This is a genomic window from Pseudoalteromonas sp. T1lg48, from assembly GCF_002964785.1.
Classification (GTDB): Bacteria; Pseudomonadota; Gammaproteobacteria; order Enterobacterales; family Alteromonadaceae; genus Pseudoalteromonas.
On the sequence record NZ_PQCC01000003.1, the window covers coordinates 175,197 to 188,165 of the forward strand.

General features: G+C 49.3%; 18 protein-coding genes. 12 read left to right on the plus strand and 6 right to left on the minus strand.

Annotated elements, in window-relative coordinates; translation table 11 throughout:
• Positions 1-395 precede the first annotated feature (395 nt).
• From C2M29_RS05335 to C2M29_RS05350, 4 genes are read left to right on the plus strand one after another with little or no spacing between them, the layout of a single operon-like run.
• A complete protein-coding gene (locus tag C2M29_RS05335; protein ID WP_105188765.1) occupies positions 396-608 on the plus strand; it encodes a calmodulin in 213 nt (70 codons plus the stop codon).
• A 38-nt stretch (positions 609-646) separates the two neighbouring features.
• The gene (locus tag C2M29_RS05340; protein ID WP_105188766.1) at positions 647-865 is read left to right on the plus strand and encodes a calmodulin; all 219 of its coding nucleotides are present in this window, start codon (positions 647-649) and stop codon (positions 863-865) included.
• Positions 866-880: 15 nt separating this feature from the next.
• Positions 881-1,099, plus strand: a complete 219-nt coding sequence (locus C2M29_RS05345) for a calmodulin (protein WP_105188767.1) — start codon at positions 881-883, stop codon at positions 1,097-1,099.
• A 29-nt stretch (positions 1,100-1,128) separates the two neighbouring features.
• Positions 1,129-1,350, plus strand: a complete 222-nt coding sequence (locus C2M29_RS05350) for an EF-hand domain-containing protein (protein WP_105188768.1) — start codon at positions 1,129-1,131, stop codon at positions 1,348-1,350.
• A gap of 66 nt (positions 1,351-1,416) precedes the next feature.
• Here the strand turns inward: C2M29_RS05350 and trkA are convergent, their stop codons facing one another.
• Genes trkA through def form a run of 4 tightly spaced genes read right to left on the minus strand, consistent with a single transcriptional unit; the run spans position 1,417 to position 5,558 of the window.
• The gene (trkA, locus tag C2M29_RS05355; protein ID WP_105188769.1) at positions 1,417-2,793 is read right to left on the minus strand and encodes a Trk system potassium transporter TrkA; all 1,377 of its coding nucleotides are present in this window, start codon (positions 2,791-2,793) and stop codon (positions 1,417-1,419) included.
• A 7-nt stretch (positions 2,794-2,800) separates the two neighbouring features.
• The gene (gene rsmB / locus C2M29_RS05360; protein ID WP_105188770.1) at positions 2,801-4,093 is read right to left on the minus strand and encodes a 16S rRNA (cytosine(967)-C(5))-methyltransferase RsmB; all 1,293 of its coding nucleotides are present in this window, start codon (positions 4,091-4,093) and stop codon (positions 2,801-2,803) included.
• Positions 4,077-5,033: a methionyl-tRNA formyltransferase gene (fmt, locus tag C2M29_RS05365; protein ID WP_105188771.1), complete on the minus strand. Its 957-nt coding sequence runs from the start codon at positions 5,031-5,033 to the stop codon at positions 4,077-4,079. The genes rsmB and fmt overlap by 17 nt, the downstream gene beginning before the upstream one ends.
• A gap of 15 nt (positions 5,034-5,048) precedes the next feature.
• Positions 5,049-5,558 (minus strand): peptide deformylase, encoded by a 510-nt coding sequence (gene def / locus C2M29_RS05370; protein ID WP_105188772.1) that lies wholly within the window; start codon positions 5,556-5,558, stop codon positions 5,049-5,051.
• Between the two features lie 130 nt (positions 5,559-5,688).
• Between def and C2M29_RS05375 the strand changes: the two genes are divergently transcribed.
• From C2M29_RS05375 to hemF, 6 genes are all read left to right on the plus strand, one after another.
• The gene (locus C2M29_RS05375) at positions 5,689-6,813 is read left to right on the plus strand and encodes a LysM peptidoglycan-binding domain-containing protein (protein ID WP_105188773.1); all 1,125 of its coding nucleotides are present in this window, start codon (positions 5,689-5,691) and stop codon (positions 6,811-6,813) included.
• Between the two features lie 47 nt (positions 6,814-6,860).
• The gene (gene dprA, locus C2M29_RS05380; RefSeq protein WP_233998360.1) at positions 6,861-7,982 is read left to right on the plus strand and encodes a DNA-processing protein DprA; all 1,122 of its coding nucleotides are present in this window, start codon (positions 6,861-6,863) and stop codon (positions 7,980-7,982) included.
• Position 7,983: 1 nt separating this feature from the next.
• Positions 7,984-8,457, plus strand: a complete 474-nt coding sequence (locus C2M29_RS05385; protein ID WP_105188774.1) for a DUF494 family protein — start codon at positions 7,984-7,986, stop codon at positions 8,455-8,457.
• A 62-nt stretch (positions 8,458-8,519) separates the two neighbouring features.
• Positions 8,520-9,107, plus strand: a complete 588-nt coding sequence (locus C2M29_RS05390; protein WP_105188775.1) for a DNA topoisomerase family protein — start codon at positions 8,520-8,522, stop codon at positions 9,105-9,107.
• Positions 9,104-9,667 (plus strand): Sua5/YciO/YrdC/YwlC family protein, encoded by a 564-nt coding sequence (locus tag C2M29_RS05395; RefSeq protein ID WP_105188776.1) that lies wholly within the window; start codon positions 9,104-9,106, stop codon positions 9,665-9,667. Before C2M29_RS05390 ends, C2M29_RS05395 begins: the two co-directional genes overlap by 4 nt.
• A gap of 2 nt (positions 9,668-9,669) precedes the next feature.
• Positions 9,670-10,578, plus strand: a complete 909-nt coding sequence (gene hemF / locus C2M29_RS05400; protein ID WP_105188777.1) for an oxygen-dependent coproporphyrinogen oxidase — start codon at positions 9,670-9,672, stop codon at positions 10,576-10,578.
• 31 nt (positions 10,579-10,609) lie between these two features.
• On the opposite strand, the gene C2M29_RS05405 is transcribed toward hemF, so the two are convergent.
• Positions 10,610-11,071 (minus strand): group II truncated hemoglobin, encoded by a 462-nt coding sequence (locus C2M29_RS05405; RefSeq protein ID WP_105188790.1) that lies wholly within the window; start codon positions 11,069-11,071, stop codon positions 10,610-10,612.
• 26 nt (positions 11,072-11,097) lie between these two features.
• Between C2M29_RS05405 and aroE the strand changes: the two genes are divergently transcribed.
• Together aroE and C2M29_RS05415 are read left to right on the plus strand one after the other, a co-directional pair.
• Entirely contained in the window at positions 11,098-11,919 is an 822-nt protein-coding gene (aroE, locus tag C2M29_RS05410; protein ID WP_105188778.1) for a shikimate dehydrogenase, read from the plus strand.
• Complete coding sequence (locus C2M29_RS05415; protein ID WP_105188779.1) at positions 11,919-12,158, plus strand: DUF1488 family protein; 240 nt, start codon at positions 11,919-11,921, stop codon at positions 12,156-12,158. Before aroE ends, C2M29_RS05415 begins: the two co-directional genes overlap by 1 nt.
• Here C2M29_RS05415 and C2M29_RS05420 read toward each other — a convergent pair.
• Complete coding sequence (locus C2M29_RS05420; RefSeq protein ID WP_105188780.1) at positions 12,142-12,687, minus strand: gamma carbonic anhydrase family protein; 546 nt, start codon at positions 12,685-12,687, stop codon at positions 12,142-12,144. The genes C2M29_RS05415 and C2M29_RS05420 overlap by 17 nt on opposite strands.
• Positions 12,688-12,969: the final 282 nt, after the last annotated feature.

A 12,969-nucleotide genomic window follows, 5' to 3' on the forward strand; every position in this document is an offset into this window, starting at 1 on the left:
TTTTAAAAAGTTACCTATAAATCATAACAATATGATTTTTAAATCATTATTTATTTTTTACTTTCGCGTTTGTCCTGCATTTAGCTGCCCCATTCAGATAAAAATCAGAAAAGCGCACCAGCTGGCAGAGCTTTTTCTGAACATAACGCCCGCATTAAAATATAACTAACTGAAAATATAGGATTTTATTTTTTGTGCTTAAGGTGTGTTGCGAAATGGCAACAGAAAAAGCCCTAAAAATCTGGGCTCCCTAATAGATATTAATATAAGGCATTGAAATATATAGCTTTATAAACTTTGGCATTGGAATTGTAATAGTCCTGGTGAATCGAAAATGTGACGGCGAATATGAGTTCGTCAAAGTTCACGCCAAAACAAGTAGGAAGGAAAGCAATATGAAACCAATGACAGCAACTATCGCTCTGATCACCTTAGCCGCATCAAGCGCAGCATTCGCTGCCGACTTTACAACTCTTGATGTTGACGGTAGCGGTGCTATCTCTGTGCAAGAAGCTGCCGCTGATGCTGCATTAGCCGAGCAATTTGAACAACTAGATAGCGACGGTAACGGCGAGCTTTCGCAAGCCGAGTTCGATAAAGCACAGTAATTTTCAGCAGTTATTGCAGTTATCAGTAGGAGTTAATGATGAAAAAAACGAAGCACATTATAGCGCTATGCGCCCTTGTGGGTTCTTCAGCGGCCTTTGCCCTAGCGGCTGATTTTGACCAGGTAGACACCGATGGCAATGGCACAATTAGCATGGAAGAAGCGTCAAAGCACCCAGAGCTAATCAGTCAGTTTAAAGACTTGGACACCAATGTAGATGGCGAGCTGTCTCAAGAAGAGTTCGCTAAAGCGAAATAACACAGGGAGTTAACAATGAATAAGACCTCTAAAGCAATCGCCTTAATTGGCTTAGTAAGTGCATCGTCTGCATTCGCGATGGACTTGGAATTTAACAACGTGGACGTAGATAGCGACGGCGCTATCAGCATGGAAGAAGCGGCTCAATATCCAGAACTGATGCAACAGTTTAAGGACTTGGACAGCAACAAAGACGGCCAACTGAGCGAGCAAGAGTTCGCGGCAGTTCAGTAAGTTTACTTTTTGAATATTTGGAGCACGTTATGAAAACGACCAATACACTACTAGCTATGGCTATTTTGGCATCATCTTCAACCGCCTTTGCGGGCACAGGTGCTACGTTTGAATCGCTTGATGTGGACGGTAACGGCAGCATTAGCAAAGAAGAAGCGAGCGCCGATGCCGAGGTAATGGCTAAATTCGATGAACTCGATATTGATGGTAACGGCGAGCTCTCGCCAGAAGAGTTTGCCAATATTGAGTAAATACCCAGACCCATTAGAGCATCAAAAAGCAGCGCTTAGTTTCCAGCTAAGGCTGCTTTTTTTTGCTTATAAGAACATGGCACTGACCTGGAACAGTTTCTCGACGACATGAATATGCTTTTTGTCGATCAAGAACATGATCACATGGTCGCCGCTTTGTATCACGGTATCGTCATGGGCGATAAGTACGTCGTCATTGCGCACTATGGCGCCAATCGTGGTACCCGAAGGGAGTTTTATCTCGCGGATTGCACGCCCCACCACCTTTGAGGTGTTTTCATCGCCGTGGGCAACCGCCTCTATGGCCTCCGCCGCGCCCTTTCGCAAGGAGTAAACATTGACTATGTCACCGCGACGAACATGGGTTAATAAGGCCGAGATGGTTGCCTGTTGCGGTGAAATGGCAATGTCGATTTCCCCACCTTGAACCAGATCCACATAGGCACCACGCTGAATCAAGACCATGGTTTTTTGGGCGCCCATGCGCTTGGCAAGCATCGCCGACATGATGTTGGCTTCATCATCGTTGGTGACGGCGATAAATACATCGACTTGCTCGATATGCTCTTCCGAGAGCAGTTCCTGATCCGAGGCATCGCCACAGAAGACCACGGTGTCATCAAGCATTTCAGAGAGCTGTTCGGCGCGCATTGGATTGCGCTCCAGCAGCTTCACGCTGTGGTTTTTCTCCAACGAGCGAGCCAGACCGGCACCGATATTACCGCCCCCGGCAATCATGATTTTTTTGTATGAGCGCTCCAGCTTTTGCAGCTCACTCATCACCGCGCGAATATGCTTGGTAGCGGCGATAAAGAACACCTCGTCATCGGCCTCAATAACCGTGGTACCCAGCGGCTTAATGGCCTTACCCTGACGATAAATTGCCGCAACCCGGGTCTCCACGTTGGGAATATGCTCTTTTAATGCCGAGAGCGCATAACCAACCAGCATGCCGCCGTAGTAGGCCTTGACTGCCACCAAAGACAGCTTGCCATCGGCAAACTGCAACACCTGCAGAGCGCCAGGGTAGTCTATTAAACGACGAATATACTTAGTCACCAACTGCTCGGGAGCGATATAGTGATCGACCGGTAAATCGTCGTTATGAAACAACTGCTGTCTATACCTTAGGTATTGTTCGGAGCGGATACGGGCAATCTTAGTGGGGGTATTAAAGATACTGTAGGCAACCTGACAGGCCACCATGTTGACCTCGTCGGAGCTGGTTACGGCGATGATCATATCCGCATCTTCGGCGCCGGCCTTGCGCAACACATCGGGGTGGGCGCTGTGTCCGGCAACACCTTGCAAGTCATATTTGTCTTGAAGTTCGCGCAGGCGATCGCCGTCGATATCGACCACGGTGATCTCGTTTTGCTCACCGACTAAGTTTTCTGCCAGGGTGCCGCCAACTTGGCCCGCACCTAAGATGATAATTTTCATGACTATGTCACTGTTTTATTATTTTTGCGTAGTAAAAACCATCGGTTTCTCCCGGCAACAACTGCCAACCCGGCTGTAGCTCGGTGTCCTTATCATGCAACGCTATGTGCTTGGCGTCACTATGTTTGGCCAAAAATGCCCGTATTTGCGATTGGTTTTCTTCGCTTAATACCGAGCAGGTGGCATACACCAGAGTGCCGCCCGGTTTGAGCAGCGGCCAAATGGCTTCAAGTATACTTTCTTGTAGCTGCGCCAGTTCTTCGATATCGCTGCCGCGACGCAGCCATTTAATATCCGGATGACGGCGGATCACCCCGGTGGCCGAGCAGGGCACATCGAGGAGAATGCGATCGAACTGCTCGCCCTGATGCCATAGCTCGGTCTGCTCCGCTTGGGCGCAGATCAATTCGGCGTTTAGACCGATTCGCTCTAGGTTTTCGCTGACGCGTTCAAGGCGCTGGGCATCCGCATCAAGAGCGACGACGCGGGCATCGGCAAGCTCGAGAATATGACAGGTTTTGCCACCGGGCGCCGCACAGGCGTCCAAGATCAATTCACCATCTTGCGGGTCCAGAAGCCTTGCCGCTTGTTGGGCCGCCGCATCCTGTACCGAACAGGCGCCGCGTTCAAATTCCGGCAGGGCAAACACATCCATGGCCTTATCGAGGCGGATAGCATCTTGGAATGCTTCATCTATGCTAAAGCCAATGTTTTGATCAAACAGCTTATCGGCATAGGCATCGCGGCTATTCAGGCGATTATTCGCTCGCAGCCACATGGGTGCCTGTTGCTGATTTTCCTCGATAATATCCTGCCATTGCTCTGGGTAATCACGCTGCAGCTTTTTAATCAGCCAGCCGGGGTGATTGTATTTGCAGGCATCAATTTGTTCTGCTTGCTCTTCAAGACCTTGTTGTTGGCGTTGAAAGGTGCGCAGCACGGCATTAACTAAGCCTTTGAGACCCACCGCTCGCATCGATTTGAGGGCATTGACCGTTTCTGCCACGGCGGCATGCTCGGGCACCCGCATATATTGCAATTGATACAAGCCGACGTAGAGCAGAAATTGATAAACCCGGCTTTTGCCTTTCAACGGCTTTTCGAGTAACTGTTGGCAATAAAATTCCAGGCTAGGCAAATAACGTAAAACGCCAAAGCAAATTTGCTGCATCAAGGCTTTGTCTTGTGGGCTGAGGTCGCGGCTGTATCTAGGCAGAGCCACGGACAGAGAAATGCCTTTGTCGACTACCTGATACAGGGTGTGCGCCGCTTGGGCGCGAACATTACTCACCTTGGTTATCCGTAATGGCTAATGAACTGCCAACACTGACCCAATCGGCCCGGCCGTTAAGAAAATCCTGACTCGACATGGGCTTTTTACCTTGGGGTTGCAGCTCGGTGATGCACAGTGCATCGCTCGCACAGGCGATCACTATGCCATTTTTATCGGCGCGTAAAATGGTGCCCGGCGTGCCTTGCTCGGCAATCACCTCGGCTTGCCATACCTTCACCGTATTACCAGCCATTTCGGTGTAACTGACCGGCCAGGGGTTGAAGGCGCGAATATTACGCTCTAACTGCGCCGCCTCCAGCTGCCAATCCAACAGTGCTTCTTGCTTGGAGAGCTTTTTCGCATAATTTGCCAACTGCTCGTCTTGTCGTTGCGCGGTAATGGTTTCTATATTTGCCAGTGTCTCGATAAGAGCCGCGGGTCCAAGCTCTGCCAATTTAGCGTACAGTGATGCCGAGGTTTCCTTGGCATCGATGGCACAACGACTCACACTGAGCATGTCACCGGTATCCAAACCCTCATCCATTTGCATTATGGTCACACCCGTTTCCTGGTCACCGGCCCAAATCGCTCTCTGAATTGGGGCGGCACCTCGCCAGCGCGGCAGAATCGACCCATGCACATTGATACAACCCAGTTTGGGGGTTTCTAGAATGCTTTTTGGCAGCAGCAGGCCGTAGGCCACGACTACCATGATATCGGCATTTAATGCGGCCAATTGTTGTTGTGCTTCATCACTTTTGAGGCTGACTGGTTGAAAGACAGGCAGGTTGTGCTCAAGGGCCAGGGTTTTTACCTCACTGGCTTTGAGTTTTTTACCACGCCCTGCGGGGCGGTCCGGTTGGCTATATACGCCAACCACCTGATGTTCGGAGTCGATTAAGGCCTGCAGATGGCGTGCAGCAAAGTCCGGTGTACCGGCAAATACGATGCGAAGGGGTTGTGTCACTGTGATTCCTTGTAATTAAGCTTTGGCGGCTAAACGCGCTTCTTTCTCAAGCTTTTTACGAATACGCTGGCGTTTTAACGGCGACAAGTAATCAATAAATAACTTACCAACTAGGTGATCTAATTCATGTTGAATACAGATGGCCAATAAACCATCGGCGTCTAAAGTAAACTCTTCGCCTTGGGCGTTGAGGGCTTTCACGGTTACGGTTTCGGCGCGATCAACCTTGGCATAAGAGTGGGGCACCGACAGGCATCCCTCTTCGCTGACGGTAGACCCGTTTTTGTGCGTGATCTCAGGGTTAATGAGGATCAGAGGTTCATTACGTTCTTCAGAAACATCAATAACCACAATGCGTTGGTGAATGTCGACTTGCGTTGCCGCTAAACCGATACCATTTTCGTCATACATGGTTGCTAACATGTTTTCGGTGATGCTACGAATACTGTCATCTACTTGTTCGACCGGTGCAGCAATCGTGCGTAAACGTTCATCTGGGAACCTAAGTACTTCTAAAAGTGCCATAATTGCCTTATTAAAAATTGTGCTAAATATCAGGTATTGTGTTATGTTTTTATTTTAGCCATTCGTGTGCACCTTTAACAGGTTATTGGGTAATAAATATAATAAAACAAGCTTTAGGAAGCTCATTACAATGATTAAACAGCTATCAGCTGCCGTATTTGCTCTTGCGGTTGCTTTTCCATCATTAGCAGATGTTTTAGCAGTCAAAGACGACGCACCAGAACAATATGTGGTGAAGAAGGGAGATACACTTTGGGATATCTCTGCTATTTATTTGGACAAGCCTTGGCTGTGGCCAGAGCTTTGGCAAATGAACCCACAAATTGATAACCCACACCTTATTTATCCTGGCGATACACTGTATCTAGTGTACGACGCCCAAGGGCGACCACGTTTAGTGGTGAAGCGCCCGGACAACTATCAGAAACTATCGCCTCATGGCCGTAAGACGATGAAGCGCGACGCGTTACCAACTTTGTCGTTGGAGCTTTTGCGTCCTTTCTTAACGTACGAGCAGGCCCTAAGTGAAGAGCAAATCAATGCTCAACCTTATGTGCTGGGTGCTAACGAGAATGTGAAGCGCTCTACGCAGGGTCACATCCTTTACGTCAAAGGCGATTTAGAGCGTAACCGCAGCTATGCCATCTACCACAAAAACAGACCTTATATTGACCCGCAAACCGAAGAATTGTTGGGTTATGAGGTAAAACTTGTGGCTACCGCGAAGGCGTTCCGTAGCGGTGATGTAGAGGCCGGTGTGCCTGCGTCTATCTTTGTTGATGGCGTTAAGCGCGAAATTAACGCCGGTGACTTCTTGATGCCGGTTAGCCAAGGCCAAAGTTTGCCTGCGACCTTCCAGATGCGCCGTCCTGAGACTGCAATCGATGGTGAAATCATCGCATCGAGTAATCAGCTGCGCGAATTCAGCAAGATGGATATCGTGGTACTCAATCGTGGCATGGTGGATGAGGTGAAAGCGGGTCATATGCTTGATATCCGTCGTCAGTCGCCAACCGTGATCGACGGTCGTGATGGTCCTCAATATAAAGAAGACTCAAGCACCTACGATAAGTTCATGTCGAATATAGAAGAGGGCATGGGCATGGATGAGGATGCGGATAACAGAACCTGGCATATGCCTAAGGAAAAAGTAGGTGAGCTTATGGTTCTTAAAGTGCAAGAACGCGTAAGCTACGCCATTATTACCAAAACATTACGACCCATTCGTGTCGGAGATATTGTAAGCGCTGACTAACCAGCGCTTTCCGTAACAAGCTTTTGGGTCGTGCTCAAGGAGGGAGCATGACACAGAGTGAACCTATCCCATCGGCCTCTTCTGAGGCCGATTTACTTCGTGCCGATGCTATCTTATTGGCATTAATGCGCACCCCAGGCCTTGGCTTGCGTAGCGCCTACTCCTTGCTGCAACACCTTGCCATTAGCGACCTGTTCGATAATACAGAAACGCTTATTGAAGCTGGTTTGCGCCGTGATATTGCTACCCGTTTAACCGCTACTAAACTTGAATCTCTGCAACACCAGCTCAGTGAGTATCAGCGTCAGGGCATAGCTGTGATCAGCCTAGTTAACCCCTTATATCCGCCGTTATTAAAAGAGCTGCCGGACCCGCCGTTACTCTTATTTTGTTTCGGTAATAACGGCTTATTGACCCAGCCGCAGGTGGCTATTGTCGGCAGTCGCGGTGCAAGTATAGGCGGTAAGCGCCATGCTTTTGAGTTCGCGGCGCAACTGAGTGACGCCGGACTATTGGTGACTTCGGGTATGGCCATGGGCATAGATGCCAACGCCCATCAGGGGGCTTTGCATAGCAGCGGAGCGACCCTGGCGGTATTAGGAACAGGCGTTGATGTATGCTATCCACGCCGGAACAAGGTGCTATGGGAGCAAATCGCCAAGCAAGGGCTGTTGGTCAGTGAGTTTTTACCCGGAACACCTCCCCGGGCCCAACACTTTCCCCGTCGCAATCGTATTATCGCCGGGTTGAGCTTGGCTACCCTAGTGGTTGAAGCGGAGCAAAAAAGTGGCTCCTTGATCACCGCCGAGCTGGCGATGGATTATAACCGTGAGGTAATGGCGATGCCGGGGGCGGTGAACAACCCTTACTCACGCGGTTGTCATGCCTTAATCAAACACGGGGCGGCTTTGGTGGAAAATGCCGAAGATGTCTTAGCCGAATTAGGTTGTTATCAACAAAAGGGTCTATATATAAATAAGAGGAAAGAGCAAAAAGAGGGTGAGAACACTTTACTTCGCCATATTGGTTTTGAGCCGACCAGCATAGATGCTATTGCGGTGAGTTCGCAGATTCCAATTGCGCAGTTATTAACGCTATTAATAGACCTAGAACTCGAAGGCAGCATTATTAGCACTTCGGGCGGCTATACCAGAGTAGGGGGCGAGTGACATGTTTGATATCCTAATGTATTTGTTTGAAAACTATATTCATAACGAAAGCGAAATTTTCGTTGAAGAAAGCGCGCTTACCGATGAGCTACTGAAGGCCGGCTTTAACAGCCCGGAAATATACAAGGCTCTGGACTGGCTCGAACAACTGGCCCAGCTCCAGCACAGTGATGAATTGCCCTATCTGCACACCGCACCCACTGCGGCCTGTCGTATCTATACCGGCGAGGAAAGCATTAAGCTCGATATTCAATGCCAAGGTTTTTTGCTGTTTTTAGAGCAAGTGGGAGTAATAAACAGCACCACGCGCGAAATGGTAATAGACAGAGCCATGGCCCTGGATCATGCGCAAATAGCATTGGATGACTTAAAATGGGTGGTGTTGATGGTACTCCTAAGCGTGCCTGGCCAAGAGCACGCCTATGCGCAGATGGAAGATTTGATCTTTGACGACCCCAATCCGACCCTGCATTAAGCTTGATCTTCATCGGAGTCTGAGTATATTGGGCGCACATTAACCAAGGGGCTAGGGTGCGCATGACGAAAATAGATCATTCTTTATTTAATGCCGATAAACACGCGTTGGAAAAAGAGTATGAGGTGTGCCCCGAATGTGGCAGCGAGCTGGTGATGCGCCATTCCAAATCTGGCGCCTTTTTAGGTTGCGCCAGTTATCCTGCGTGTCACTTTATCCGCCCTTTGCACCAGCACGATACCAGCATCCTAAAAGTCCTTGAGGACAATCCATGTCCTCAATGTAGCTCGCCGTTGGCGGTTAAAAACGGCCGTTTTGGCATGTTTATAGGCTGCACTAACTTTCCCGAATGTCACTATATAGCCGATCAGCGCGGGCAAAACGAGCAGGCGAGTACTTTGCCGTCTTGTCCCAAGTGCAAAAAAGGCCATTTAACTCAGCGTAGCAGCAAATACGGTAAGACTTTTTATTCATGTGATGCCTACCCCAAGTGCAAGTACAGCGTGAATTACCCGCCGGTTGCGGTGGCGTGTGCACAATGCCACTGGCCGGTCATGATGAAACGCCACTTTGCCGAGGGAGCTATGCTACAATGCCCGCAAAAGAACTGTGGGCACAAACAGCCCGATGATGTGGAGAGCGGACAGTGAGCGATGCGGTGCAGCCGAAAACGGCGCTGAGCAGTTTACAACAGGGTGAAGTGATCCTTTATCCGACCGAGGCGGTTTACGGCTTAGGCTGTGACCCTATGAACCAAGAGGCGGTGGAAGCCTTACTGGCAATCAAACAACGCCCAGTTGAAAAAGGCCTGATTTTAATCGCCGACAACTATGGCCAATTACTTCCTTATGTGGCCGATCATCGAATTCCCATGGATAAGCGCGCGGATATTTTTTCACAGTGGCCCGGCGCCGTGACCTGGGTAATGCCTGCAGCAGCAAGCACGCCGAAGTGGCTCACTGGTGCGTTCGATTCTATCGCCGTGCGCGTGAGTGCCCATCCCACGGTTAAGCGCTTATGTCAGGAGTTTGGTGGCCCAATCGTTTCTACGAGTGCGAATCTCAGCGGTCAGGACCCGGTTGCGTCTATCGCCCAAGGACAAGCCACCTTTGGTGATCGCGTTGGCTTTTACGTTGACGAGCCTTTGGGCGGTGGTACCCAGCCAAGTGTGATCAAAGACGCCATGAACGGACAAATCATTCGAGGATAAGCATGCAATCAGAGTTACTGACCCAGGTTAAAGCCTACTTAATGGCGTTGCAGGATAAAATTTGTGCCGGATTAGAAGAAGCCGATGGCGGTGCCAAGTTTGTTGAAGATGCATGGCAACGTGAAGAGGGCGGCGGCGGTCGTACCCGAGTGATCCGTGACGGTAATGTGATCGAACAAGGCGGTGTGAACTACTCTCATGTGTTTGGTGCTTCCATGCCTGCTTCGGCCACCGCTCATCGTCCGGAATTGGCCGGTCGTAGCTTTCATGCCTGTGGCGTATCCCTGGTTATTCACCCGAAAAATCCACATATTCCCACCAGTCATGCCAATGTGCGTTTCTTTATCGCCGAAAAAGAGGGTGAGGAGCCGATTTGGTGGTTTGGTGGCGGTTTTGATTTAACCCCCTTTTATCCACAACTCGAAGATGTAAAGCATTGGCACCAGGTTGCCCATGACTTATGCGTCCCATTTGGTGATGAGGTGTACCCCAAGTATAAAACCTGGTGTGACGAATACTTCTACCTGAAACACCGAGATGAGACGCGTGGTGTTGGTGGACTTTTCTTCGATGATCTTAACGAATGGGGCTTTGAGAAGAGTTTTGCCTTTATGCAGGCAGTGGGTAACGGCTACCTGGATGCTTACCTACCTTTGATTGCAAAGCGTAAAGACACGCCTTATGGCGAGGCAGAGCGTCAGTTCCAGCTATACCGTCGTGGTCGTTATGTGGAATTTAACCTGGTGTGGGATAGAGGCACCTTGTTTGGTTTACAAACCGGTGGGCGTACCGAGTCGATATTGATGTCGATGCCACCTTTGGCGCGTTGGGAATACGACTTTAACCCAGAGCCGGGTTCACCAGAGTCTGAACTCTATGAGCATTACCTCAAACCAAAAGACTGGTTATAAGAGTAGAAAAACGCGGCCGATGCCGCGTTTTTTAGTTGTCGCTATTGATCATATGGGTCGCCAGCTGGGTTAGCGACTGTCGCAAACCCTCACGTAACACCGGATTATCGACTTCCATATCCAGCGCTTTATTCATACAGTACATCCACTGATCTCTAAGCTCCGCGGTCACAGGGAAGGGCATATGGCGTTGACGTAAGCGCGGATGACCATATTTTTCTACAAACAGATCCGGGCCACCTAACCAACCTGATAAAAATTCAAAGAAGACCTGGCGAATACGATCCAGTGGCTGCGGATGCATATCATATAAGGGCTTGGCGTACGCATCGCTGGCCATTATGTCGTAGAATCGATTTGCGAGGGCACGGGCACCCTGTTCGCCACCCATTAGCTCGTAGGGGGTACGCTCAACATTAGGATGGGCGTCATCCGTACTTTGCTGAGAATTTTTTGCATCTTTGCTAAAGATGCGTTTTAGTAACTGCTTCATGATGCGCTCGATATAAGGAAAGGATAATGGATACATACGCGGTGTTTGGTAACCCCATAGCGCACTCAAAATCACCCCTCATTCACCATGCCTTCGCGGCGCAATTAGGTGAACAAATAGAATATCAGCGCATTTTAGCACCGCTCGACGGCTTTGTTGACTGCGTCAGTGAGTTTTTTCGCCAAGGTGGCTGCGGGGCTAATGTTACCCTGCCATTTAAAGAGCAGGCCTTTGCCATGGTTGATACCCTTAGTGAGCGAGCGCGTCTTGCTGGCGCCGTAAACACCCTAATCCTTGAAGAAGGCGGGGTATTAAGGGGTGATAATACAGATGGCATTGGCTTGGTGAGTGACCTGGAGCGACTTGACGGCTCACTGGCAGGCAAGCATGTCTTGCTAATTGGGGCCGGTGGTGCGGCCAAAGGTGCAGCGCTGCCCTTGCTAGAAGCTGGGGTTGAACAACTGCATGTGGTCAATCGTACCGAGGAAAAAGCACGGCTGTTGGTAGAGCGTATCGGTCAATACCAAAATGTCAGTTATGCGGGCTTAACAGATAAAAACACGCAAAACTGGGATATTGTCATAAATTCAACATCTTCAAGCGTCACCAATGCATTGCCTGGCATTGATCCCAGCTATCTTGAAGGGGCCCAGTTTGCCTACGATATGTTTTATGCTGAGCAGGCCACTTCTTTCATGCGCTGGGCGTCTGAGGTTAATCCGAACGTAGCAACCGCGGATGGTTTGGGTATGTTGGTGGCGCAAGCGGCCCATGCGTATAAACTTTGGCGTGGGCAAATGCCCGAATGTGCGCCTATAATAGCAGCGCTAAAAGAGGGGCGATTATAATGAATCAAGCAATTCAATTTGTTGACAGAGTAGAATACGAAAATGGCGTAATTACCTTTTACGCCATGGTTAATGGGCTGCTTTTACCTTGTATTATTGAGCTTAAAGTAAAGGAGCGCAGCGATGCACTGGCGCATTTTGCCGAGCATCGCTTTGATTATGAAGAGTTGGCCGAGCAACAAATAGAAGAGGAAGCCTTCGGTGAGGAAGGCGAAGTACAAATTAAAGCACTGGCTTAACGTCGTTTAGATATTCTTCCTTTAGACGCACATAGTTATCTGCCGATACCTTTAAGAAGGCGCGTTCTTCATCGCTTAATGGACGCGCCTGCTTTACCGGGCTACCCACGTATAAATAGCCTGACTCAAGGGTCTTGTTTGGAGGCACGAGAGCACCACCACCAATAATGACATCATCTTCCACTATGACGTTATCCATAATAATGGCACCCATGCCAACCAATATACGATTGCCAAGGCGACATCCGTGCAACATGGCCTTATGGCCTACGGTCACATCCTCGCCAATAATGAGCGGATAACCTTCTGGGTTCGAGGCGCTGGCGCGAGTCAGATGCAGTACACTCCCATCCTGAATATTAGAGCGTTTACCGATACGCATATAGTTGACGTCACCTCGAGCGGCAACCAAGGGCCAGATGCTGGCGTCTTCTGCGATTTCTACGTCGCCAACGATTACGGCCGACTCATGAATGTATGCCGACTTATGAACAAGGGGGGATTTATCTTTGTAACTTTGTAAGCTCATATCAGGTTCCTATCACCGAGCTATGACTAGTACCCTAACTCTAACTAGGGGATAGCAGCTACGCAATAAACATTAGTCGTACGAAAAAACGTCATCCATCTAGTTTGCTAAGGGGTTTGAGGTAAGAATCTGGTTAATAATGTAGAAAAAGCATGTCTATCGGCCGCTTTTTAGACGAACGATCTTTTTTTAGCAATTTTCTTTAAAAAAGGGCTTGCGTCGAAATCGAATCTCCCTATAATGCGACCCCACTGAGACGGCAGGCAGCAACGCATAGCGAGG

Bases quoted from the DNA above. Each gene is read 5' to 3' on its own strand.
- C2M29_RS05335 (WP_105188765.1), top strand. From the start codon at position 396: ATGAAACCAATGACAGCAACTATCGCTCTGATCACCTTAGCCGCATCA.
- C2M29_RS05340 (WP_105188766.1), top strand. From the start codon at position 647: ATGAAAAAAACGAAGCACATTATAGCGCTATGCGCCCTTGTGGGTTCT.
- C2M29_RS05345 (WP_105188767.1), top strand. From the start codon at position 881: ATGAATAAGACCTCTAAAGCAATCGCCTTAATTGGCTTAGTAAGTGCA.
- C2M29_RS05350 (WP_105188768.1), top strand. From the start codon at position 1,129: ATGAAAACGACCAATACACTACTAGCTATGGCTATTTTGGCATCATCT.
- trkA (WP_105188769.1), bottom strand. From the start codon at position 2,793: ATGAAAATTATCATCTTAGGTGCGGGCCAAGTTGGCGGCACCCTGGCA.
- def (WP_105188772.1), bottom strand. From the start codon at position 5,558: ATGGCACTTTTAGAAGTACTTAGGTTCCCAGATGAACGTTTACGCACG.
- C2M29_RS05375 (WP_105188773.1), top strand. From the start codon at position 5,689: ATGATTAAACAGCTATCAGCTGCCGTATTTGCTCTTGCGGTTGCTTTT.
- dprA (WP_233998360.1), top strand. From the start codon at position 6,861: ATGACACAGAGTGAACCTATCCCATCGGCCTCTTCTGAGGCCGATTTA.
- C2M29_RS05385 (WP_105188774.1), top strand. From the start codon at position 7,984: ATGTTTGATATCCTAATGTATTTGTTTGAAAACTATATTCATAACGAA.
- C2M29_RS05390 (WP_105188775.1), top strand. From the start codon at position 8,520: ATGACGAAAATAGATCATTCTTTATTTAATGCCGATAAACACGCGTTG.
- hemF (WP_105188777.1), top strand. From the start codon at position 9,670: ATGCAATCAGAGTTACTGACCCAGGTTAAAGCCTACTTAATGGCGTTG.
- C2M29_RS05405 (WP_105188790.1), bottom strand. From the start codon at position 11,071: ATGAAGCAGTTACTAAAACGCATCTTTAGCAAAGATGCAAAAAATTCT.
- aroE (WP_105188778.1), top strand. From the start codon at position 11,098: ATGGATACATACGCGGTGTTTGGTAACCCCATAGCGCACTCAAAATCA.
- C2M29_RS05415 (WP_105188779.1), top strand. From the start codon at position 11,919: ATGAATCAAGCAATTCAATTTGTTGACAGAGTAGAATACGAAAATGGC.
- C2M29_RS05420 (WP_105188780.1), bottom strand. From the start codon at position 12,687: ATGAGCTTACAAAGTTACAAAGATAAATCCCCCCTTGTTCATAAGTCG.